This window comes from Pedobacter alpinus (genome assembly GCF_042684645.1).
Taxonomy (GTDB): domain Bacteria; phylum Bacteroidota; class Bacteroidia; order Sphingobacteriales; family Sphingobacteriaceae; genus Pseudopedobacter; species Pseudopedobacter alpinus.
In genome coordinates, this window is record NZ_JBHULV010000008.1 from 456,267 (window position 1) to 478,236 (window position 21,970).

Genomic DNA, 21,970 nt, shown 5'->3' on the forward strand with positions numbered 1-21,970 from the left:
AACAAAGATAAATGAAATTATTCTCTTCAGTTAACGACGTAACCGACATCCAAAAATTAGTTTCAGAAGCAATTTCTTTAAAGAAAAAACCTTTTGTAAACGAGCAATTAGGAAAACATAAAACATTAGGCTTAATATTTTTAAATCCAAGCTTACGTACCCGTTTAAGCACTCAAAAAGCTGCTTTAAACTTGGGAATGCAGGTAATGGTAATGAATTTAGATAAAGAAGGTTGGGCTTTAGAAACCCAAGACGGAATTATCATGAATGGCACAACTGTAGAGCATATTCGTGAAGCTGCTGGTGTAATGGGAGAATATTGTGACATTATTGGTTTCAGGTCTTTCCCAGGATTAGTGAACCGTGACGAAGATTATTCAGAAGACATTTTCAATAAATTTGTTAAATATTGTGGGGTTCCTGTTGTTAGCTTAGAATCGGCAACTCGCCATCCTTTACAGAGCTTGGCAGATTTAATTACAATAGAAGAGCTTAAAAAAACAGAAAAACCGAAAGTAGTTTTAACTTGGGCACCTCATGTAAAACCTTTGCCACAAGCAGTAGCCAATTCTTTTGCCGAATGGATGAATAAGGCAGATTACGATTTCGTGATTACACACCCAGAAGGTTATGATTTAGCTCCTGAGTTTGTTGGTCAAGCAATGGTAACCACGAACCAAGATGAAGCTTTAGCTGGTGCCGATTTTGTTTATGTGAAAAATTGGTCGTCTTATAACGATTACGGGAAAATATTAACAGATGGTGAAGGCTGGATGATGACGAATGAAAAACTAAAATTGACTAATAATGCAGGTGTAATGCATTGTTTGCCGGTAAGAAGAGGTTTAGAATTATCTCACGAAATTTTAGACGGTCCAAATTCTTTAGTTTTAAACCAAGCAAATAATAGAGTTTGGGCAGCACAAGCAGTGCTGAAAAATATATTGGAGAGCCTAAGCCTCACCTAAATCCTCTCCGAAGGAGAGGACTTACTTATAGAATGGAAATCTTAATTGATGAAAATAAATTTTTCATGTTTTTGATAAAAACAGATACTATACATTATTAAATATGGAATCTAATAATCCACAAAGCATGTCAGACGCTACCTCCCTCTCCTTTGGAGAGGGTCGGGGTGAGGCTCTTTACATCATTAAAATTGGAGGAAATGTTATAGACAATTCTGAAAAACTCCAAAAATTTTTAAAGGCTTTTGCTGATTTAAAAGGGAATAAAATTCTGGTTCATGGTGGTGGTAAAATGGCCACTAAATTAGCTGCAGAAATGAATATTGAAGCAGAAATGATTGATGGACGTAGAATTACTGATATTGAAACGCTACGAATTGTAACCATGGTTTACGCTGGTTTAATTAGTAAAAATTTAGTGGCACAGTTACAAATGTTTGGCTGCAATGCTTTAGGTTTAAGCGGTGCAGATGGTAATTTAATTTCTGCTAAAAAACGTCCTATTCAGAAATTGACATCCAAAATTGATGGAACTATAAAAGAAATTGATTTTGGTTTTGTTGGGGATTTAGATGAAAATTCTATCGGGACTGTAAATTTGGCTAAATTAATTGATAATGGTTTTATTCCAGTTTTTTCTGCTATTACGCATGATGGCGAAAGTCAGTTATTAAACACCAATGCTGATACTGTGGCTTCTGTTTTGGCAGTTGCGATGGCTAAAACTTATGAAACATCTTTGGTTTATTGTTTCGAGAAAAAAGGAGTTCTAGTTGATGTAGATGATGATGATTCTGTAATTAGAGAGATTAACCCAGTTAAATACGAAGATTTAAAAGTAAAAGGCATTGTTGCTGATGGAATGTTACCGAAATTGCATAATGCTTTTGATGCGATAAAGAAAGGCGTATCTGCGGTATATATTGGTAAAGCTGATGATTTGGAGGATTTGGGAGCTGGGTTGGAATTCGGAACTAAGTTGGTTAGGTAGTTTTTAAGCAAAGAGTTAAGGAAGTTTTACACGGAGAGAACGGAGTTTTATGGTTTAAACCACGGAGGACGCTGAGTTCACAGAGCTGGGTTTATTTATTATCAACCTTGTTCTTACGCTTATGAATGCTATTATTAAAAGATTTTTCTCTGCTTTTCGTCATTTCGAGGTACGAGAAATCTCACAAGCAAGATTTGGCTGTAGAATTTAAACCTATTTGTGAGATTTTTAACTAGCGTTTAACATGACAAAATTTACAAATAATTCAATGTGTCATCACAGAGGATGGATAATATGAAAAAAGTAGAGGTATGCTGCGTTAACGACTGAAGCGGCATCCCTTTTTTGTCATTCTGAGCGGAGTCGAAGAATAAGACAAAAAAGATATAGCAGAAAGCTTGTTGAAACGCCAAAATTGAAAAATAACAATCTCGGTTTGTGAGGACACAGACAATGGGGAAACAAAAAAAGATATGAAAGCAAACAACATCACGATAATTGGTAGCGGAAACATGGGCTTATCCTTAGCAAAGGGATTAGTTAAAAGTGGTTTATATACTGCAGATGCCATCACTTTGACCAGAAGAAGTTTAGGCGGTTTAAAAGAATTTGCAGCTCAGGGTTTCCAGACTTCTATAGACAATGCGGAAGCTGTAAAAAATGCGGATATTATAGTTTTGGCAGTTCTACCTCAGCAGGTAAATAAAGTTTTAGACGAGATAAAATCGTCAATCAATCCGAAAACACAATTGTTTACTTCCGTTGTTTCTGGCGTAACTTGCAAAAATATCAAAGAAAAATTGTACGATGATTTAGAAGTAGTTCGCGTAATGCCTAATACGGCAATTGCCATTCAACAATCTATGACTTGTTTTGCTACCGATAATGCATCCGCAGAAAGCTTAGAAAAAGTAAAACAAATTTTTGATACTGTAGGAATTACCATTCAAATTCAGGAAGAATTAATGACATCAGCAACTGCTTTATGCGCTTGCGGAATTGCTTTCTTTTTACGTTCTATCAGAGCGGCATCGCAAGGTGGGGTTGAAGTTGGTTTTCATGCTCACGACGCACTTAAAATGGCAGCTCAAACTGCAAAAGGAGCTGCCGATTTGTTATTGCAATTGGCATCGCACCCAGAACATGAAATTGACAAAGTTACCTCGCCAAAAGGTTGTACCATTGCCGGTTTAAATGAAATGGAACATAACGGATTTAGTTCTGCCATGATAAAAGGCATCAAAACATCGGCGAAAATTGCTGGTGAATTGTACACTAAAGAGTAGTAAGATTTTAAGGATCAAGATGCAAGACACAAAAGTATTATATAATAATGCAGTTGAACTGTTAAAAAAGCTAATTGCTACACCTTCTTTAAGTAAAGAAGAAGCAGATACTTTTAAAATTTTGTCTGATTTTTTTACCGAAAAAGGGGTTAAAATACAAACCAAAGGTTTCAATATTTGGGCTTACAATCATCATTTTGATGCCCATAAACCTACTATCTTATTAAACTCGCACCATGATACTGTTAAACCTAATAAAAGTTATACCCGCAATCCTTTTTCGCCGGATGTGGAAGATGGGAAACTTTTTGGTTTAGGTAGTAATGATGCTGGAGGTTGTTTGGTTTCCTTAATTTCAGTTTTCTTATACTTTTACCAGCAACAAAATTTAAAATATAACCTTTGTATTGCAACCACCGCCGAAGAAGAAAATTCTGGTAAAGGCGGTTTAGAATCTATCATTCCTGAACTAGGGAAATTAGATTTCGCTATTATTGGCGAACCTACTTTAATGGATTTAGCCATTGCCGAAAAAGGTTTAATGGTTTTAGATTGCCATGCCAAAGGTAAATCTGGCCATGCTGCTCGTAACGAAGGTGATAACGCTATTTACAAAGCTTTAAAGGATATAGAGTGGTTTCAAAATTACCAGTTTCCGAAAGTTTCTGACAGTTTAGGTCCTATTAAAATGACAGTTACTATTATTAATGCAGGTACTTTGCATAACGTAGTGCCAGATAATTGCACTTTTACTGTTGATGTAAGGGTTACTGATTCTTATACTAATATTGAGGTGCTTAAAATTATTCAATCTTCTGTTAGTTGTGAAGTTGTACCACGGTCGGTAAGGTTAAAACCATCTTCTATCCCAAAAGAACATCCAATTGTGCAAGCCGGCATTGTTTTAGGTAAACAAACTTATGGCTCTCCAACCACTTCAGATCAATCCTTATTAGATATTCCGTCTTTAAAATGTGGTCCTGGAGATTCTGCTAGGTCGCATACAGCAGACGAATTTATTTATTTACAAGAAATTGAAGAAGGAATTGCTGGTTATATCGAAATGATAGAAAAGGTAGTTTTATAATATTTTGGCAATACCCTGATGAAAAATCAGGGTCGGGCTTTCTCTCCAATCTTTTTCCCGAAGAAAATTCGGGAAAAAGGATTTCCGTACCAATCCCTATTGCAAAAGCTGATTAACTTATAATCAACAACTTTATATAAAAACAACATGTCGATTCAATCGACATATTATTTCATCATGTCGATTTTTTTAATTATTTTCGACATGTTATTTTATCATGTCGATTCAATCGACATATAAAAATGAAGAAAAATGAAGACCTTTGATAAAAGTAAACCGTACAACTCTTTACCTAATTTACCACCTAAAGTAAATTTAGAAAGTGTAGAAATATTAAAAGCAAGTATAGAAGCTAATAAATTGTTAGCCGAACTTAAAGGTTATTGCCAAACGCTACCAAATCCTCATTTATTGCTGAATACCATTGTCTTGCAAGAAAGTAAAGAATCAAGCGCTATTGAAAATATTGTTACCACACAAGATGAACTTTATCAAGAAACTTTAAGAATTTCTGATAGCATTAAAAATGCTGCAGCTAAAGAGGTAATCCAATATAGAGAAGCCATGTATTGGGGTTTAAATGAAATGCAGAAAAAAGGTTTAATTACCACTAATTTATTAGTTGGAATTATGCAGAGGTTGAGAAATACAAATGAAAATATAAGAAATACACCCGGTACAAAATTAGCAAATCCCACAAACCAACAAATTGTTTATACCCCTCCAGAAGGTGATCAAATCATTCGCGAAAAGCTAAAAGAGTTAGAACAATTTATGAATGATGGTGAATTTTCAGATTTAGATGATTTGGTAAAAATGGCTTTAATTCATTATCAGTTTGAAGCAATTCATCCTTTTTCTGATGGCAATGGCAGAACAGGCAGAATTTTAAATATTTTGTATCTCATTAATCAAAACCTAATTGGTTTGCCTGTTTTGTATCTGAGTTATTATATTATTCAAAACAAATCTGACTATTACCGTTTATTAAGAGAAGTTACTGAAAAACAGAATTGGGTAGAGTGGGTATTGTTTATTGTTAAGGGGGTGGGAGAAACTGCCGCCTTAACTTTGCGAAAAATCAATGCTATTTTACAGTTGAAAACAGATTCAGAAGAAAAAATAAAAGAAGCCTTAAAAGCATCTTACTCTAGAGAACTTTGTGATTTGTTATATAGCTATCCTTACATTAAAATAAAAATTTTAGAAGAAAATAATATCGCTAAAAGGCAAACAGCTTCTGAATACTTAAAAAAGCTGGAAAAAATTGGATTTTTAGACGCGGTTAAAATAGGAAAAGAAACTTATTACATTAATAAGGCATTAATGGCTATTTTATCAAAATAATTCGCAAAACAACATGTCGATTGTATCGACATGTATTTAGAACATGTCGATTTTCTCCCGTTTCTTCGACGCGTTAATTTTTCATATCAATTTAATAGCCATAAAAAAATAGTTGCTTTACACCAAAATTTAATAAATCCGCTTTTTGCTTTATGAAATATTTCCAACGTTTCATGAAGTAAAATAAGCGTTTCGTGAAAATAACAAAAATTGCGCTAACGCTATAAATACATTTATCATAAAAATAAAACGTTATGATAAAAAGACTTACAAAAATAAGCTACACGCTTATCTTCTTACTTTACGCAAGTGCCAGCTTTGCAATACCTGGGGTTAGTGGCGAAGAAACTCAATCTATTACTAAAACTAGCGCAAGATTACTAGCAACTATCAATGGTGATGGTTCGGCAAGAACAGTTGTATTTGAATTAAGTACAGACCCAAACATGACAACTTTCACATCAATATTTTCACAATCGTCAACCACTGGGTTTTCCCAAAGGGCGGTTGATGTAACATCATTGTCTATTGGGACAACTTATTACTGGAGAGTTTATGTATATGGTGGTGGAGCAGCAGTTAGGTCACAGATAATCTCTTTTAACACTTTACCAAATGATTTAGCACCCATAATTAGTAATGTAAGTTCTACCAGCGTTACTACAACTGGCGCAAATATTCTTTATCAGGTAGCTAACGGGCCTTTTACTTCAAAAATATGGTATGGTACAACATCTGGAGCTTTAACTAGTTCAATTAACGCTACAAGTGGAACAGCACCCTTAAGTACAAATGCAACTATAACAGGTCTAGCCAATGGAACACGCTATTATTACCAAGTAGAGGTAACAAACAATGTGAGTACTGAAAGATCTGCTGAATTAAGTTTTTTTACACTTACGCCTAATTTAGTAGCTTCATTTAAATTTGATAATAATAAAACAAGTATTGATGGTGCTATAACATTTGGTGCGGGAGCAAATACTTTTGTTAATGATAGAAATTTGGTTTCTAATAAAGCATTGCAATTTGCTAACGATAGAGTTAATATTGCTATTCCTGGACTGCCCACTGCAGCAACAAATAGAACAATCTCAATTTGGGCTAAGCTTGACAGCGCTTTACCCAATAGTTACAGCTATATTTATGGTTATGGGGCAGGTATGAACGGCACTGCTTATAACCTTGCAATATTTAAAGATGCTATGTCAAACCATTCAATATTAATTGACCTTTTCGGCGTTAATGTAACAGGCACAACGCCTAATCCTTTTGATGTTAGTGTATGGCATAATTATGTTACATCTTACGACGGTACCACAGCGAAAATTTACGTTGATGGTGTATTAATAGGTAGTACCACAGTAGGTATCAATACAAATGGCAACAATTTTTATGTGGGAGGAAGCTCTTATGGTGGAAGTAGTTTTACCGGTGCGGTTGATGATTTACTTATTTACAACAGAGTTTTCACAGCAACAGAAATAAGTGATTTATATACAAGTACACTGTCTACTTTACCAGTAACCCTAGTTTCTTACACTGCAAAATCACAAAATAACAATGCGGTATTAAACTGGAAAACATCATCAGAAAATAACAACAGCCATTTTGTGGTTGCCAAAAGTACAGATGGTGTAAATTTTAGCCAATTAGCTACAGTAAATGCTAAAAGTACCCAAGGTGCAGAATATGTTTATACAGACTATAACACCATAAGTGAAACAAATTACTACCGTTTAACTCAAGTTGATTTAGACGGTAAAACCACAAATTTAGGTGTTAAGGCAGTTAAAATGTCTATTACAGAAGCTAATGTTCAGATTTACCCTAACCCAGCAACAGATTTTGTTAACTTAAGTTTTGAAGCTGGTAATTACTCAACAGCAGTTTTGGTAGATATTAATGGAAAAGTATTAAATACAGTATCAATTGCAAAAGTTCAAAACACAGTTGCTATGGATTTAAGCAATGTAAACCCAGGAAACTATTTTGTGCAATTAATTGGTACAAACAGTAAAACAGTAAAAAAAGTGATCAAAAGGTAAGTCTTGATTGTTTTATTTTACTATCCCAATCTTTGCGTAAAGTAAGGGTTGGGTTTTTTGTTTAGGAAAGGCACTTGTTTAAATAGAATTTATGATTTCCTAATCATTTATTTTAGGTTGATAGATTAGAATATTTGCTTCACTTATTTGAGTAAATTGATGGTCTGCTTTAAATAAGGGTTGATTCAGGAAATATGCTGTAGAAGCTATTATTAAATCAGGGAGTTTAAGTATATAAGATTTTCTGAATTTTATAGTATGTTTTTTAATTTCATTATTAATGTCAATGATTGTGAGTTGATTCAACAACTCCTTTATTTGACTTTCCTCATCAAATGTTAATTTGGAAAATCCAAGTAATTCTAATTCTGTAACAAAAGAAATAAAGATTGATTTTTTATGTAAAATCTCGGTAATAGTTTCGTCTCCAGATAGTAAATAGAGTAAAATATTTGTGTCTACAAAAATATTATTTCCATTCATTTCTTAGTCTCTTTTGAATTTGCAAAGCGTCCTCATCTATTTTTAATATTCCTGAAAATTTCTTTGCATCCAATTTTTTAGACGGTTCGGTTTTGTTTATTGACTTTTCAATATCCTTAACCTTACTATTTGATTTGATTATAGTTACCATAATTTTTCTTTAATATAAATGTAATGATATTTTTTGTGTTTTATTGTTCATATATCCCTTCTAATCTTAATTGAATCTTCTATTAATTCACCAATCTGATAATATGTTGATAATTTTACTTGCCCAAATTGCACAAAATTTTAGCTTTGTAAAGGTTAGTTGAAATTTGCAGATTCTCATATCTGATGTCTCACATCTCATATCATAATATATGGCAGAACAAGTAAATTATAGTGAAGATAGCATCCGCTCATTAGATTGGAAAGAGCATATTAGGCTTCGTCCGGGGATGTATATTGGTAAGCTAGGCGATGGCTCGGCTTATGATGATGGTGTTTACGTACTTTTAAAAGAAATAGTTGATAACTCTATTGATGAGTTTGTGATGGGCGCAGGGCGAACTATTGACATTACAGTAAGTGATCATAAAGTGTCTATCAGAGATTACGGTCGTGGAATTCCGTTAGGTAAAGTGATTGATTGCGTTTCTAAAATAAATACCGGTGGAAAGTATGATTCTAAAGCTTTCCAAAAATCTGTAGGTTTAAATGGCGTGGGTACAAAAGCTGTAAATGCCCTTTCGGGAAGTTTTACAGTACAATCTTACAGAGATGGGAAAACAAAAAAAGCCGAATTTTCTAAAGGGGAAATTATAGCAGATAATCCTGAAATAGAAACTACACAAAGAAACGGGACGGCAATAGTTTTTATCCCAGACGAAGGGATTTTTAGAAATTACCGCTATATACCAGAGTTTATTGAAAACATGATATGGAATTATGTTTTCTTAAATGCCGGCTTAACCATCAACTTTAACGGACAAAAATTTTTCTCGGAACGTGGATTATACGATTTATTAGCTCGAAATACCGATGCTGAAGCTAATCGTTACCCAATTATCCATTTAAAAGGAGAGGATATTGAAATTTCAATGACTCATGGTCAACAATACGGTGAGGAGTATTATTCTTTTGTAAACGGACAGCACACTACACAAGGCGGTACGCACCAACAAGCTTTTAGAGAAGCTGTTGTAAAAACAATCAGAGAGTTTTATAAAAAAGAGTTTGATGCCTCTGATATTAGAGCTTCAATAGTTGCTGCAATTTCTGTAAGGGTGCAAGAACCTGTTTTCGAATCGCAAACAAAAACCAAGTTAGGTTCGTTAAACGTAGGTCCAGATGGGCCAACTGTACGTACTTTTGTTAATGATTTTGTAAAAAAAGAGTTAGATAATTATTTACATAAAAATCCTGAAACTGCTGATGCACTATCAAAGCGTATTTTACAATCCGAAAGAGAGCGTAAAGACATTGCTGGTATTAAAAAATTAGCGAATGATAGAGCTAAGAAAGCAAGCTTACACAATCGTAAATTGCGAGATTGCAAGTGGCATTTAGATGATGAAAAACTAACGGAAGAAGATCGTAAAAAGACAACTTTGTTTATTACAGAGGGAGATTCTGCTTCTGGTTCTATCACTAAAGCTCGTGAGGTAAAAACACAAGCGGTTTTTTCTTTGAAAGGAAAACCTTTAAATGCTTATGGTTTAACCAAAAAAGTAGTTTACGAGAATGAAGAATTTAACCTTTTACAACACGCTTTAAATATTGAAGATGGTTTAGAAGGTTTGCGTTACAACAATATTGTGGTTGCAACCGATGCCGATGTGGATGGTATGCACATCAGATTATTACTAATGACTTTCTTTTTACAGTTTTTCCCTGATTTGGTTAAAACCGGTCATGTTTTTATTTTACAAACGCCTTTGTTTAGGGTGAGAAATAAAAAAGAAACCATTTATTGTTATAGCGATGAAGAACGTGTTTTAGCGATTGATAAATTAGGAGGTAAACCAGAAATTACCCGATTTAAAGGTTTGGGTGAGATTTCGCCAGATGAGTTTGAGAATTTTATTGGTGAAGATATTAGGTTAGACCCCGTTATTTTACAAGGAGAAACAAAGATTAAAAACTTGTTAGAATACTACATGGGGAAAAACACAATGGATAGGCAACAACATATTATTCAGAATTTAAGAATAGAAAAAGATGATGCCGATATTATAGCTGATGCGAAAGCGGCAGCAGAAGCATTAGAAGAAACGGCCGCATAAAAGGTTAAAAGCTTAAAGCGATAAATTGAATTTTAGAAAAAATAAGATTGATAAAAAAGGAAATAAATATTGCTTTTGAAGATTTTGGAAGCATAGAAGAGTTAAACCAATCTGATAAAAACTTATGTTTAGAAGCTGTGAAAGCTATGGAGAACTCGCATTCGCCATATTCCAAATTTAAAGTTGGCGTTGTTGTAAAGTTAGCCAGTGGCAAAATTGTTTACGGCAGTAATCAAGAAAATGTGGCTTATCCTTCAGGTTTATGCGCAGAACGTGTTGCACTCTTTACGGTTGGAGCAAATTATCCAGATGATAAAATTATTTCTATCGCCATAACTGCTAAAACTGAGCAATTCGAGTTACTAAAACCAGTTACTCCTTGTGGGGCTTGTTTGCAGGTAATTGCAGAGTACGAACAAAAGCAAAAAGACGAAGTAGAGGTTTTATTATATTGTATTGATGGGGCTATTTGGAAAACAAAGGGTGTGAAGAGTTTCTTGCCGTTCATGTTTGTGGAGGATAGGTTAGGGATTGGGTAGCCACAGAATTTTTTGCTATAACAACTCAAGCAAAGATAGATGTAGATTTTGTAAATAAGCTTGGTGATTATATTTATTGTTAGATAATTTTTAACCGCAGAGAACCTAGAGTTCATTGAGCTGGGTATAGATTTAAATTTTTAATAAATGGAGTTAGAAAATTCTTTAGCGACAAAAATAATTGGCATGGCTATAAAAGTTCATAAAGAACTTGGTCCCGGTTTGTTAGAGTCGGTTTATAAAGAATGTCTTTTTTACGAATTAAAGAAAAGTGAGGTATTTGTTGAAAAAGAAAAATCTGTACCCGTTTTTTATGATGGAATTGAATTAGAGTGTGGTTATAGGTTAGATTTATTTGTAGGCAACAGAGTTATAGTTGAAGTTAAATCTGTAAAAGAAATGAATGATATTTACCTCGCTCAACTTTTAACTTATCTAAAACTATCTGATTGTAAATTAGGGCTTTTAATAAATTTCAATGTTTTATTATTAAAAGATGGGGTTAAGAGAGTTATAAATGATTATTAAAAATAATAATTGCTCAGAATAAATATTCAGAGGCTAATATAAATAAATTAATAATCACGGAGGGCGCAGAGTTCACAGAGTTGGACGCAGATTTAAAACAGCGATATTACAAATAATATAATATTTTTTACCCCATAGCTCCGTGACCTCCGACGTCTCTGTGGTGAAAATGAAAAGATGGGATTAAAAGAGTAATAAATAATTAATAAAATATTTTTACCACATAGCTCCGCGACCTCTGGGTCCTCTGTGGTAAAAAAACAAAATATCTGTGGTAAGAAAAAAATATGGACGAAAACAATTACGAAAACGAAGAAACCTTACACAACGTAACGCCACTTAGCGGTTTATACGAAAATTGGTTTTTAGATTACGCATCTTATGTAATATTGGATAGGGCAGTTCCGCATATACATGACGGATTAAAGCATTGAAAGATGGGGTTAAGAGAGTTATAAATGATTATTAAAAATAATAATTGCTCAGAATAAATATTCAGAGGCTAATATAAATAAATTAATAATCACGGAGGGCGCAGAGTTCACAGAGTTGGACGCAGATTTAAAACAGCGATATTACAAATAATATAATATTTTTTACCCCATAGCTCCGTGACCTCCGACGTCTCTGTGGTGAAAATGAAAAGATGGGATTAAAAGAGTAATAAATAATTAATAAAATATTTTTACCACATAGCTCCGTGACCTCTGAGTCCTCTGTGGTAAAAAAACAAAATATCTGTGGTAAGAAAAAAATATGGACGAAAACAATTACGAAAACGAAGAAACCTTACACAACGTAACGCCACTTAGCGGTTTATACGAAAACTGGTTTTTAGATTACGCATCTTATGTAATATTGGATAGGGCAGTTCCGCATATACATGACGGTTTAAAGCCTGTGCAGCGTCGTATTCTCCATTCTCTAAAGGAAATGGATGATGGACGTTTTAACAAAGCGGCTAACGTAATTGGTAACACCATGAAATATCACCCACACGGGGATGCTTCTATTGGTGATGCCATGGTGCAAATTGGTCAAAAAAACTTACTGATAGATACCCAAGGAAACTGGGGAGATCCCGTTACCGGAGATTCTGCTGCAGCACCACGTTATATTGAAGCTCGTTTATCAAAATTTGCGCTAGAAGTTGTTTTCAATCCAGATACCACAGAATGGCAATCAAGTTACGACGGTAGAAATAAAGAACCAGTTACCTTACCAGTAAAATTCCCACTTTTATTAGCACAAGGTGCAGAAGGTATTGCAGTAGGTTTAGCTACCAAAGTTATGCCTCATAATTTTATAGAATTGATTGATGCTTCAATAGAATTATTAAAAGGCAACAAATCAGATATTATTCCCGATTTTTTAACGGGGGGAATGGCCGATTTTTCTAACTACAATGAAGGTCAACGTGGCGGTAAAATTAGAGTTAGAGCCAAAATATCAGAGCTAGATAAAAAGACTTTGGTGATTACTGAAATTCCTTTTTCTACCACAACTATCGGCTTAATTGATAGTATCATTTCTGCAAATGATAAAGGAAAAATCAAAATCAAAAAAATTGAAGATAATACAGCCAAAAACGTAGAAATTGTTGTTCATTTAGCACCCGGTATCTCTCCAGATGTTACCATTGATGCGCTTTATGCATTTACAAGTTGCGAAGTTTCTATTTCTCCAAATACCTGCATCATAAAAGGAGATAGACCTCATTTTATGAGTGTAAACGATATTTTAGCAGAAAGTACAGTTTATACCAAGCAGCTATTAAAAAGAGAATTAGAAATAAAACTTCACGATTTACAAGAGAAAATTTTCTTTAGTTCTTTACTGAAAATATTTATTCAGGAAGGGATGTACAAACATTCCGATTATGAAAATTCAACAAATTTTGAAGAAGTTTTAATTGTTTTACACCGATTATTTGAACCTTTTAAACCAAGTTTATACAGAGAGATTGAGCCAGAAGATTTCAAACGATTAATTGATAAGCCAATGAGTAGCATCACCCGTTTTGATGTGAAAAAAGCCGACGAGCAAATGGCTAATCTCGAAAAAGAAATTAAAGGCGTTAAACACGATTTAAGACATTTAACAGATTTTGCAATCGCTTATTTTGAGCGATTGAAAGAAAAATTTGGCAAAGGAAGAGAGCGCAAAACAGAAATTAGAACTTTTGATAGGGTAGAAGCTTCTCAAGTTGCATTAGCAAATACCAAGTTTTACGTAAACAGAGCCGACGGTTTTGTTGGCACAGGCTTAAAAAAGGATGAATATTTATTTGACTGTTCTGATTTAGATGATATTGTTGTTTTTAGAGAGGATGGCGTTTCTGTAGTAACCAAAGTACAAGACAAAACTTTTGTTGGCAAAAATATTTTGCATGTTGGCGTATTTAAGAAAAACGACGACCGTACCATTTATAACATGGTTTATAAAGATGGTAAAACCGGAACAGCTTACATTAAACGTTTTGCTTTTGGTGGCGCAACGCGAGATAAAGATTACGATTTAACAAAGGGCACAAAAGGAAGTAAAGTAATTTATTTTACAGCCAACCCTAATGGTGAGGCAGAAGTTTTAAATGTTGCTTTAAAGCCGATGTCGAAACTGAGAAAGCTCTCTTTTGATCAAGATTTTGCTGAAATTGCCATAAAAGGAAGAGCGTCGCAAGGGAATATAATGACAAAATATGCCATCAAAAAAATCACTTTAAAATCAAAAGGGGTTTCTACCCTGGCAGGACGTAAAATTTGGTACGACCCTATTGTGAAACGCTTAAATGAAAATGGTCACGGTCGTTATTTAGGAGAGTTTCAAGCAGAAGATAAAATTCTTTGTGTTTTTAACGATGGCAGTTACGAGCTTTCTAGTTTCGATTTAACAAACCATTTTGATGACAAAATGATTAGGATTGAAAAGCTGGAGCCGGAAAGGGTTTTTGCTTGTATCCATTTAGATGGTAAATCTAAAAACTATTATATCAAACGTTTTGTGTTTGAAGATTTAGCCATTGGGAAAAGAAGTGGTTTTATAAGTGAAGAGCCAGGTTCTAAAATGGTTTTATTAAGCAAAGCTGACCATCCAATTGTTAAAATTGAGTCGCTTAAAGGGAAATCTCAATTTTTTGATGAGCAGGAAATAGATTTATCTGAAGCTATTGAAGTAAAAGGTATAAAAGCGCAAGGCAATAAATTAAGTCCTAATGATGTGCAAAAAGTAGAACTAATTTCAGAAAACAATGATGTGGAAGAAGAGGAAGATGCTGTAGAAATTGACGAACACAAAGAAGATGATGATAATAACGGTAGCGTAGAAGATCAAGAAGAGCTAAATGAGGCAGTTGAGAAACCAGTTTTTAAAGCTAAACTTTCAGAAACCATAGAAGAAACTAAACCAAAAGAAGAAGTTGAAAATCCGCCTAAAGAAGAGGATAAAAAACCAACTTTTACATCAACACCAAAACCGGTTAAGAAGATAGATTTCGAAATTACCAATCCAGATGATATTAAGCTGGATGATAAAGGGCAATTGGGTTTGTTTTAATAAAACGTAATATTATTTAAATACAAACCCAACCTTTAGATTTTCTTTTAAAATCTAAATTAATCTCAAACATTACTTCCCACGTTAAAAGAAGCCATATAAATTTTTTTTAAATAATATTTATATAGCTTCTTTTTTTTGATTTCTCTGTATATTAAATTTTAATAGTCAGTTTTTGCAAAACAAAACGAACAATAAACTAGGTATATATGTTCGTTTATTGTAAAAATATAATTATCAATCAAAATATAGCTATTTTCTAATTTCATTCTAATGTTTGAATGCCATTTTTACTATTTATAAAATATGAATATTTTAATTGTTGAAGATGAGTTTGATGTTTTGAAAGTTTTGAAAAAAGCTATTGAACAGGAAGGTTATACCGTAAGTATGGCTATGGATGGTGATACGGGCTTAAAAATGGCTAAGCAGCATAAATTTGATTTATTAATTTTAGATATTATGCTTCCTGAGAAAAATGGAATAGAAGTTTGTAGAAATTTAAGAGCAAATAATATATGTACACCTATTTTAATGCTTACTGCTTTAGATTCTACAGAAAACATTGTAACAGGTTTAGATGCAGGAGCTGATGATTATTTGGCAAAACCTTTTAAAATAGTAGAACTGCAGGCAAGAGTTAAAGCTTTACTAAGAAGAAGACCTAATGATAACATCAAAAAAAGTGAGATATTAAAATTTGGAGATTTAGAAGTAGATAATGAAGCTAAAAGTGTTAAAAGGGCTGGGCAAAGCATTAATTTAACGGCAACAGAATATAGATTATTATCATATTTCATTAAAAACAGACGTCGCGTTTTAAGCCGTATGGATATTTTAGAGAATGTTTGGGATGTTAATTATGATATGGGAACCAACGTTGTTGATGTTTATGTTAACTATTTGAGAAAAAAAATAGATAAAAATACTTCAAATAAACTAATACATACAAAAGTGGGTATGGGTTACTATTTTAACGATGAACATGCGGTTTAGACAGCGTATAGCTTTAATTTTTACATTGCTAACAGCCTTAATTTTTTTAATGATTGGCTTGATGATGTATTTTTTAACAGAAAGCTTAACGCGGCAAGAGTACTATACCCGCTTAAAATTACGCACAGAAGTTACAGCCAAAGCAAAATTTGAGGTTAATAATAACGATAATAGGGTATATCAAGATTTAAGGACACAACACCTTAAAGTATTGCCAGATGAAAAGGAATATATAATAGAAATTACAGATAATGGCAGGCTGTTAACTCAAAGTTTACCTCCAAAACTAATTAAAAGTATTTTTAAAAATAAATATGCCGAATACGTAGAGCAAGGCGTTTATTACGTTGGAATTTTATACACTCACCAAAACAAAAATTATATTGTAGCTATTAGCGCTACAGACCCGGTTGGTAAGCAAGATTTAATAAGATTGAGAACTATTTTATTGTTTTCTTTTTTAATTACAAGTGTTTTATCATTAATAATAGGGAATTGGTTTTCTAATCAGTTTGTGAAACCAATAACAAACATGATTGCTAAGGTTCAAAACATTAGTGCATATAATCTTGATTTAAGGTTAGACCCACAAAAAAAGGGAAAAGGCGAATTAGCAGATTTAGCAAAAACATTTAACAACATGTTAGACCGTTTAGAAACTGCATTTCAAATTCAAAATAATTTTGTAAGTAATGCATCTCATGAGCTTAGAACTCCTTTAACAGCAATTTTAGGAGTTACAGAACTTGCACTTTTAAAGCCTAATCAAGAAAATGTAGAGTCGTTAGAAATTATTAATAAACAAGCTTCAAGGTTAAATAATATAATAAACGGTTTATTAAAACTAGCTCAATCTGGTTACAATTCAAAAAAGCAACTTAATGATAGCATTAGAATAGATGAATTAGTTTTATCAATTTTAGATGATTTAAAATTAACTAACCCAGAAAGTAAAATACATTTAGATTTTTCTGATTTACCGGAAAAAGCTGATTATTTGACAATTATGGGTACAGAGCCATTATTAAGATTGGCCATCAATAATATTATTCAAAATGCATGTAAATATTCTGATAACCAAATTGTTAATGTAAAACTATTTCTAATTAATGGTAAGATATGTTTAAAAACATCAGATAAAGGAATTGGAATACCTAAAAAAGATTTGGAACATATTTTTGAATTGTTTTTTAGAGCATCTAATCATGGTGACAGAATGGGTTTTGGCTTAGGTTTACCGCTTTCTTACCGTATTTTGAAAGTACATCAGGCAACTTTAGAAATTGTATCTGAGGAAAGCAAAGGGACTGATGTTTATGTCTATTTTAATAATTTTTACGCATAAGCATTGCGTAAATAAAGAAATTCTAATCTTAATTTAATCTCTTTAACATCATTCTAATTCTATTGTTATACCATTTTAACGCTTGCCTCTCATCTTTGATTTAAAATAAAATTAGATGAAAGCCATAAAAAATATTTTAGTTCCAACTAACTTAACATTAAGTTCATTAAATGTAATACAATACGCACTGCATCAATTCCAAGGGTATGCTTTTAACATTACTTTGTTAAACGTTTTGCCTCTGCCCGATTCAATTTCGGATTTATTATTGCTCTCTAGGAAAGAAGATGTAGAAGTACCTAATGATTTTAATGCTGCTATAAATAGGCTAATTAATTTATTTCCGATAAGAATAGAAAATATTAATGTGGAGCATCAATATGGCTTATCGGTTTCTATTTTGAACCAAATAATAGAACATAAAAAAATTGACCTTATACTTTTTAGTAAACCCTCATTTACTTTTAACTCAAATCAAAAAGGTGAAGTTTGGAAGATACTTGATGAAAGTGAGCACCCCGTAGTTTATATTCCTGAAATCATCACCAACAAAACGCCAAGAAAAATAAGTTTTGTTTTAGACGAAAATGCAAGTAATGTGGAGCTTTTAGAAGAGATGTTACAGCAATTGCACATTGATTTACAAACTGAAGTAAAATTAGTGAGTGCGGCACCAATAGATAAAGCGGTTAATATCATATCTAAATTTAAAAATTGTACAAAAGGAGGTAAGCTTTACGGAAAGTATAAGTTTTCTTTACACTTTTTACAAGGCGAAAGCTATGAAGAATCTATCGTAGATTTTACCCAGCAATACGATGTTGATATGGTGTTTTTATTAAAGAAGAAGAATTTTTTGAAGAAATACAGTATTAATAAACACATCCTTCATCAAACATTAGAAAAATCAAAAGTTCCTTTATTCACAATAGGTTAGTATAATGTATATTTATGTTACTAAAAAATAATATTCCAGTAAGCTATGTTTTTGGGAAAATAAAATTCGAATTATTATTTGTTGCGCTTTACGCTTCATCAATAAGTATTATTCATGATAATTATGATTTACAGATAGGCATTCCTATTGCTGTACCTATGATTGTTGGTACGGCTATATCTTTACTTTTAGGGTTTAGATCAAACCAAGCTTACGATAGATGGTGGGAGGCTCGTATCATTTGGGGTGCAATAGTGAATGATTCAAGAACATTTAGTAGGCAAATTTTAACTTTTATTAAAGATCCAGAGTATTCAGTAGAAATTAATATTTTTCAGGAAAAATGGATAAAAAGGCAAATGGGTTGGAATTATTGCTTAGGGCAATCCTTAAGAGACAAAGACCCAGATGAAGGATTAAATAAATACCTCACAAAACATGATATGGTTTTCATCAATCATCATGATAATAAGCCAAATGCCCTATTACAATTACATGCTTTAGATTTAAAGTATGCACTAGAAAGAGGTTGGATTAATGAATACCAACAAGTAAAGATGGATTCTATCATCACCAGATTGTGTGACTCTATGGGTAAATGTGAGCGTATTAAGAAAACTGTTTTCCCCACTACTTATACCATGTATATCCATTTTTCTATTTATTTCTTTATGCTGCAATTGCCATTTTGTTTATTACAATATTTTGGGGTTTTCCAAATTCCTTTCACTATTGCCATAGCAGCAGCTTTTTTCTTGATTGATAAAATGGCAGTACATTTACAAGATCCTTTTGAAAATAAACCAACAGATACACCTGTAACCAGTATAGCCAGAACGATAGAAGTAAATTTAAGGCAAATGTTGGATGATAAAGAAATTCCAGAATATAAAGCATCACAAACTCATTTTTACCAATTGTAAACAAATGTGGTTTGAGCCGGTATTTTATTTTACCGGCTTTTTTTAATTTTTCACAACATGTTTTAAAATCAATAAGTTCTGCGCATTACCACTTAAGCCACTAATATTGTTCTGATATAAATTAACAGACTCATCGTAAAATAAAACAACAACAGGCGCCTCATCCATCACAATCTGATCCATTTTTTGATATAATTTAAAACGCTCTAGGTCGTCTCTGTATTTGTATAAACTTTCGTAAAGTTTATCAAATTCCTTATTATTAAAACTAGTATAATTAGGTCCAATGGGGACAAAGTTTTTAGAGTAAAACATCGATAAATAGATTTCACCATCAGCATAATCAGCAATCCAGCTACCTCTAAAAAAGTTTACCTGCCTTTTAGCAATTACCTCTCTTAAAGAAGCACTTTGGTTAACTTCAATTATAGATTTTATGCCAACATTATTTAATTCGCCCTGTATAAATTCAATTAAATCTTTGTAAGTTGTTGTGGTGCTCAAAGTAATTGTGGGCATACCTTTTCCGTTGGCAAAGCCAGCTTCTTTTAATAATTGTCTTGCTTTTTCTGGGTCGTAGCTGTAGCCTTTTACAGCAATGGCATTAAAACCAGGCATCCCAGCCGGAATAAAACCAGCCGTACCCGGTATCCCAATACTATTTCTTAAATATTTAACCAACCGTTCTCTGTTAATGGCATAGCTAATTGCTTGGCGTATTTTTTTGTGTTTTAATGGAGAGTTTTTAACAATTGCTAAACTGCTATCAACCAATATTCCTAAATACTCGGTATTTAAATACGGACCTTTTCGCAAGTTAAACTTACCAATATATTTTGGTGTCATTTTTCCGCTTTTGGTTAAAATATCATCTCGGTAGCTGCCATCAATACTATTAAAATAATCAAGTTTTTTTTTAACAAACTCCATAAAAGCAGTTTGCTTATCTGGGATAAAAGTTGCTTTAACAGCATCTAAATAAGGTAAACGTACGCCTAAGCTATCTTTCTCAAAATAATTTTCGTTTTTTAGAAATACCAAAACTTCACCCTCTTTCCAATATTTAAATTTAAACGGACCAGTACCAATTGGGTGAGTTCTAAATTCTTTCCCATATTTTTCGGCAACCTCAAATGGAATAACAGAACAGTATTGCCCGGTTAACATGGCTAAAAAGGGAGGAAATGCTTTGTTTAATTTTATCACAAAAGTAGAATCGTTTGGAGCCATAAAAGCATTACTTCCGCTAACTTTATCATTAAAAATCCAAGCGCCAGAAGAAGCTGTTTTAGGGTCAATAATTCTCGAAAAGCTATACTTAAAATCGCTTGCAATGGTTTTTCTGCCTTTCCCATTAGCGAATAATTCATCATCATGAAAGTAAACATCATCCCTTAAATGGAAAGTGTAAATACTCCCATCGGCAGATATTTCCCAACTTTTAGCCACGCAAGGTTTAATATTTAAGCTATCATCAATTTGTACCAAGCCATTAAAAATTTGGTTGGTCATCCATAAAACATTCTGATTTCGGGCAAAAGCAGGATCTAAAGAAGTTAAGCCTTGGTCTAAATTTATATGAAATACCTTTTTTTCGTTAAACTTATCCTCAATATTACAAGCACTAAAACCAATTACAAAAAATCCAGCAATTAAAAAAAGTATGATACTATTATTAGAAGTAAATCGCATAGAAACAATCAAATTTTTATCTTTGGCAAAATACTCAAAATGCATAACAAAAGAATCATTTCCTTATTACCAGCTGCAACAGAAATAATTTGTGCTTTAGGTTTGGCAGATGATTTAGTAGGCAGATCTCACGAGTGCGATTTCCCGGCTGAAATACAAAACTTACCCATTTGTTCAGAAGCTAAATTCATTTCCGGTTCTGATAGTGCAAAAATTGATGCACAAGTAAAGGAAATTTTAACCGATGCTTTGTCTATTTATACCATTGATAAGGAAAAAATACAATCTTTAAAACCTGATGTAGTCATCACGCAATCTCAATGCGAAGTTTGTGCAGTTTCAGAAAAAGATGTAGAATTGGCTTTGGCTGATTTAATTGTACAGCAAACTCAGTTAATATCTTTACAGCCAAATACTTTAAATGATATTTTGCGTGAAATTAAGGAAGTTGCTGTTACTTTAGGTGTTGAGGAAAAAGGAAATACTTTAATAGAAGATTTAGAAGAACGTATAGATATTGTAAAACATAAGCTTAAGTTTTTTCCTGATAAACCTACAGTTGCTATCATAGAGTGGTTATCGCCACTGATGGTTGCAGGTAATTGGATTCCGGAGTTGGTACAAATAGCAGGGGGGGATTCTATTTTGGCAGAAAATGGGAAGCACTCTCCGTTTGTAGAATGGCAACAAATTTATGATGAAAACCCAGAGGTGCTTATTATTGCACCATGCGGTTTTTCTATTAACAGAACTTTACAAGAAATAGATTTAATTTTGAATTTGCCGGGATGGAGAGATTTAAATGCTGTTAAAAATAACCGTGTTTATATTGCTGATGGTAATGCGTATTTTAATAGGAGTGGTCCAAGAATAGTAGATACCATAGAAATGCTTGCCGAAATGATTACCCCAAAATATTTTGCTTTTGGTTACGAAGGGGAAGGTTGGATTAAGTTTGAAAGTTAATTTTTTTATGTTTGT

At 32.9% G+C, this 21,970-nt stretch carries 19 protein-coding genes; 16 read left to right on the forward strand and 3 right to left on the reverse strand.

The genetic code is table 11. From position 1 onward, the window contains the following. Positions 1–11 precede the first annotated feature (11 nt). The 6 genes from ACFSSE_RS03140 (at position 12) to ACFSSE_RS03165 (ending at position 7,727) form a co-directional block, all read left to right on the forward strand. Positions 12–968, forward strand: a complete 957-nt coding sequence (locus ACFSSE_RS03140; protein WP_379040512.1) for an acetylornithine carbamoyltransferase — start codon at positions 12–14, stop codon at positions 966–968. A 127-nt stretch (positions 969–1,095) separates the two neighbouring features. Further along, positions 1,096–1,959, forward strand: a complete 864-nt coding sequence (argB, locus tag ACFSSE_RS03145) for an acetylglutamate kinase (RefSeq protein WP_379040994.1) — start codon at positions 1,096–1,098, stop codon at positions 1,957–1,959. A 473-nt stretch (positions 1,960–2,432) separates the two neighbouring features. Further along, on the forward strand, positions 2,433–3,245 hold the full coding sequence (gene proC, locus ACFSSE_RS03150; protein ID WP_379040511.1) for a pyrroline-5-carboxylate reductase: 813 nt from the start codon (positions 2,433–2,435) through the stop codon (positions 3,243–3,245). Between the two features lie 19 nt (positions 3,246–3,264). Then, a complete protein-coding gene (locus ACFSSE_RS03155; protein WP_379040510.1) occupies positions 3,265–4,332 on the forward strand; it encodes a M20 family metallo-hydrolase in 1,068 nt (355 codons plus the stop codon). Between the two features lie 252 nt (positions 4,333–4,584). Then, a complete protein-coding gene (locus ACFSSE_RS03160) occupies positions 4,585–5,679 on the forward strand; it encodes a Fic family protein (RefSeq protein WP_379040509.1) in 1,095 nt (364 codons plus the stop codon). A gap of 254 nt (positions 5,680–5,933) precedes the next feature. Continuing rightward, a complete protein-coding gene (locus ACFSSE_RS03165) occupies positions 5,934–7,727 on the forward strand; it encodes a LamG-like jellyroll fold domain-containing protein (RefSeq protein ID WP_379040508.1) in 1,794 nt (597 codons plus the stop codon). A 99-nt stretch (positions 7,728–7,826) separates the two neighbouring features. On the opposite strand, the gene ACFSSE_RS03170 is transcribed toward ACFSSE_RS03165, so the two are convergent. Continuing rightward, a complete protein-coding gene (locus ACFSSE_RS03170) occupies positions 7,827–8,210 on the reverse strand; it encodes a PIN domain-containing protein (RefSeq protein ID WP_379040507.1) in 384 nt (127 codons plus the stop codon). Next, a complete protein-coding gene (locus ACFSSE_RS03175) occupies positions 8,197–8,361 on the reverse strand; it encodes a hypothetical protein (RefSeq protein WP_379040505.1) in 165 nt (54 codons plus the stop codon). The genes ACFSSE_RS03170 and ACFSSE_RS03175 overlap by 14 nt, the downstream gene beginning before the upstream one ends. 211 nt (positions 8,362–8,572) lie before the next feature. Here ACFSSE_RS03175 and ACFSSE_RS03180 point away from each other — a divergent pair, with 211 nt between their 5' ends. The 9 genes from ACFSSE_RS03180 to ACFSSE_RS03220 all read left to right on the forward strand — a co-directional run bounded on the left by ACFSSE_RS03180 (position 8,573) and on the right by ACFSSE_RS03220 (position 19,297). Beyond that, a complete protein-coding gene (locus tag ACFSSE_RS03180) occupies positions 8,573–10,477 on the forward strand; it encodes a DNA topoisomerase IV subunit B (RefSeq protein WP_379040504.1) in 1,905 nt (634 codons plus the stop codon). A gap of 47 nt (positions 10,478–10,524) precedes the next feature. Further along, entirely contained in the window at positions 10,525–11,016 is a 492-nt protein-coding gene (locus ACFSSE_RS03185) for a cytidine deaminase (protein ID WP_379040502.1), read from the forward strand. Positions 11,017–11,163: 147 nt separating this feature from the next. Further along, a complete protein-coding gene (locus tag ACFSSE_RS03190; protein WP_379040500.1) occupies positions 11,164–11,544 on the forward strand; it encodes a GxxExxY protein in 381 nt (126 codons plus the stop codon). Between the two features lie 287 nt (positions 11,545–11,831). After that, the gene (locus ACFSSE_RS03195) at positions 11,832–11,978 is read left to right on the forward strand and encodes a hypothetical protein (protein ID WP_379041000.1); all 147 of its coding nucleotides are present in this window, start codon (positions 11,832–11,834) and stop codon (positions 11,976–11,978) included. 322 nt (positions 11,979–12,300) lie between these two features. After that, positions 12,301–15,096 carry a DNA gyrase/topoisomerase IV subunit A gene (locus tag ACFSSE_RS03200; RefSeq protein ID WP_379040499.1) on the forward strand — a complete coding sequence of 932 codons (2,796 nt, stop codon included), beginning with the start codon at positions 12,301–12,303 and terminating at the stop codon, positions 15,094–15,096. A 306-nt stretch (positions 15,097–15,402) separates the two neighbouring features. Beyond that, complete coding sequence (locus ACFSSE_RS03205) at positions 15,403–16,092, forward strand: response regulator transcription factor (RefSeq protein ID WP_379040497.1); 690 nt, start codon at positions 15,403–15,405, stop codon at positions 16,090–16,092. A 61-nt stretch (positions 16,093–16,153) separates the two neighbouring features. Next, complete coding sequence (locus tag ACFSSE_RS03210) at positions 16,154–17,437, forward strand: sensor histidine kinase (RefSeq protein ID WP_379040495.1); 1,284 nt, start codon at positions 16,154–16,156, stop codon at positions 17,435–17,437. Positions 17,438–17,552: 115 nt separating this feature from the next. Next, the gene (locus tag ACFSSE_RS03215; protein ID WP_379040494.1) at positions 17,553–18,374 is read left to right on the forward strand and encodes a hypothetical protein; all 822 of its coding nucleotides are present in this window, start codon (positions 17,553–17,555) and stop codon (positions 18,372–18,374) included. Between the two features lie 14 nt (positions 18,375–18,388). Next, positions 18,389–19,297 carry a bestrophin family protein gene (locus ACFSSE_RS03220; protein WP_379040493.1) on the forward strand — a complete coding sequence of 303 codons (909 nt, stop codon included), beginning with the start codon at positions 18,389–18,391 and terminating at the stop codon, positions 19,295–19,297. 42 nt (positions 19,298–19,339) lie between these two features. On the opposite strand, the gene ACFSSE_RS03225 is transcribed toward ACFSSE_RS03220, so the two are convergent. Beyond that, positions 19,340–20,989, reverse strand: a complete 1,650-nt coding sequence (locus ACFSSE_RS03225) for an ABC transporter substrate-binding protein (RefSeq protein ID WP_379040492.1) — start codon at positions 20,987–20,989, stop codon at positions 19,340–19,342. Between the two features lie 39 nt (positions 20,990–21,028). Between ACFSSE_RS03225 and ACFSSE_RS03230 the strand changes: the two genes are divergently transcribed. After that, a complete protein-coding gene (locus ACFSSE_RS03230) occupies positions 21,029–21,955 on the forward strand; it encodes a cobalamin-binding protein (RefSeq protein ID WP_379040491.1) in 927 nt (308 codons plus the stop codon). The last annotated feature ends 15 nt before the right edge of the window (positions 21,956–21,970 follow it).

Excerpts from the sequence above, each read along its gene's own strand:
- ACFSSE_RS03175 (WP_379040505.1), bottom strand. The coding sequence starts at position 8,361 with ATGGTAACTATAATCAAATCAAATAGTAAGGTTAAGGATATTGAAAAG.
- ACFSSE_RS03225 (WP_379040492.1), bottom strand. The coding sequence starts at position 20,989 with ATGCGATTTACTTCTAATAATAGTATCATACTTTTTTTAATTGCTGGA.
- ACFSSE_RS03165 (WP_379040508.1), top strand. The coding sequence starts at position 5,934 with ATGATAAAAAGACTTACAAAAATAAGCTACACGCTTATCTTCTTACTT.
- proC (WP_379040511.1), top strand. The coding sequence starts at position 2,433 with ATGAAAGCAAACAACATCACGATAATTGGTAGCGGAAACATGGGCTTA.
- ACFSSE_RS03180 (WP_379040504.1), top strand. The coding sequence starts at position 8,573 with ATGGCAGAACAAGTAAATTATAGTGAAGATAGCATCCGCTCATTAGAT.
- ACFSSE_RS03230 (WP_379040491.1), top strand. The coding sequence starts at position 21,029 with ATGCATAACAAAAGAATCATTTCCTTATTACCAGCTGCAACAGAAATA.
- ACFSSE_RS03215 (WP_379040494.1), top strand. The coding sequence starts at position 17,553 with ATGAAAGCCATAAAAAATATTTTAGTTCCAACTAACTTAACATTAAGT.
- ACFSSE_RS03140 (WP_379040512.1), top strand. The coding sequence starts at position 12 with ATGAAATTATTCTCTTCAGTTAACGACGTAACCGACATCCAAAAATTA.
- ACFSSE_RS03190 (WP_379040500.1), top strand. The coding sequence starts at position 11,164 with ATGGAGTTAGAAAATTCTTTAGCGACAAAAATAATTGGCATGGCTATA.
- ACFSSE_RS03210 (WP_379040495.1), top strand. The coding sequence starts at position 16,154 with ATGATGTATTTTTTAACAGAAAGCTTAACGCGGCAAGAGTACTATACC.
- ACFSSE_RS03220 (WP_379040493.1), top strand. The coding sequence starts at position 18,389 with ATGTTACTAAAAAATAATATTCCAGTAAGCTATGTTTTTGGGAAAATA.
- ACFSSE_RS03200 (WP_379040499.1), top strand. The coding sequence starts at position 12,301 with ATGGACGAAAACAATTACGAAAACGAAGAAACCTTACACAACGTAACG.
- ACFSSE_RS03160 (WP_379040509.1), top strand. The coding sequence starts at position 4,585 with ATGAAGACCTTTGATAAAAGTAAACCGTACAACTCTTTACCTAATTTA.
- ACFSSE_RS03155 (WP_379040510.1), top strand. The coding sequence starts at position 3,265 with ATGCAAGACACAAAAGTATTATATAATAATGCAGTTGAACTGTTAAAA.
- argB (WP_379040994.1), top strand. The coding sequence starts at position 1,096 with ATGTCAGACGCTACCTCCCTCTCCTTTGGAGAGGGTCGGGGTGAGGCT.
- ACFSSE_RS03195 (WP_379041000.1), top strand. The coding sequence starts at position 11,832 with ATGGACGAAAACAATTACGAAAACGAAGAAACCTTACACAACGTAACG.
- ACFSSE_RS03170 (WP_379040507.1), bottom strand. The coding sequence starts at position 8,210 with ATGAATGGAAATAATATTTTTGTAGACACAAATATTTTACTCTATTTA.
- ACFSSE_RS03205 (WP_379040497.1), top strand. The coding sequence starts at position 15,403 with ATGAATATTTTAATTGTTGAAGATGAGTTTGATGTTTTGAAAGTTTTG.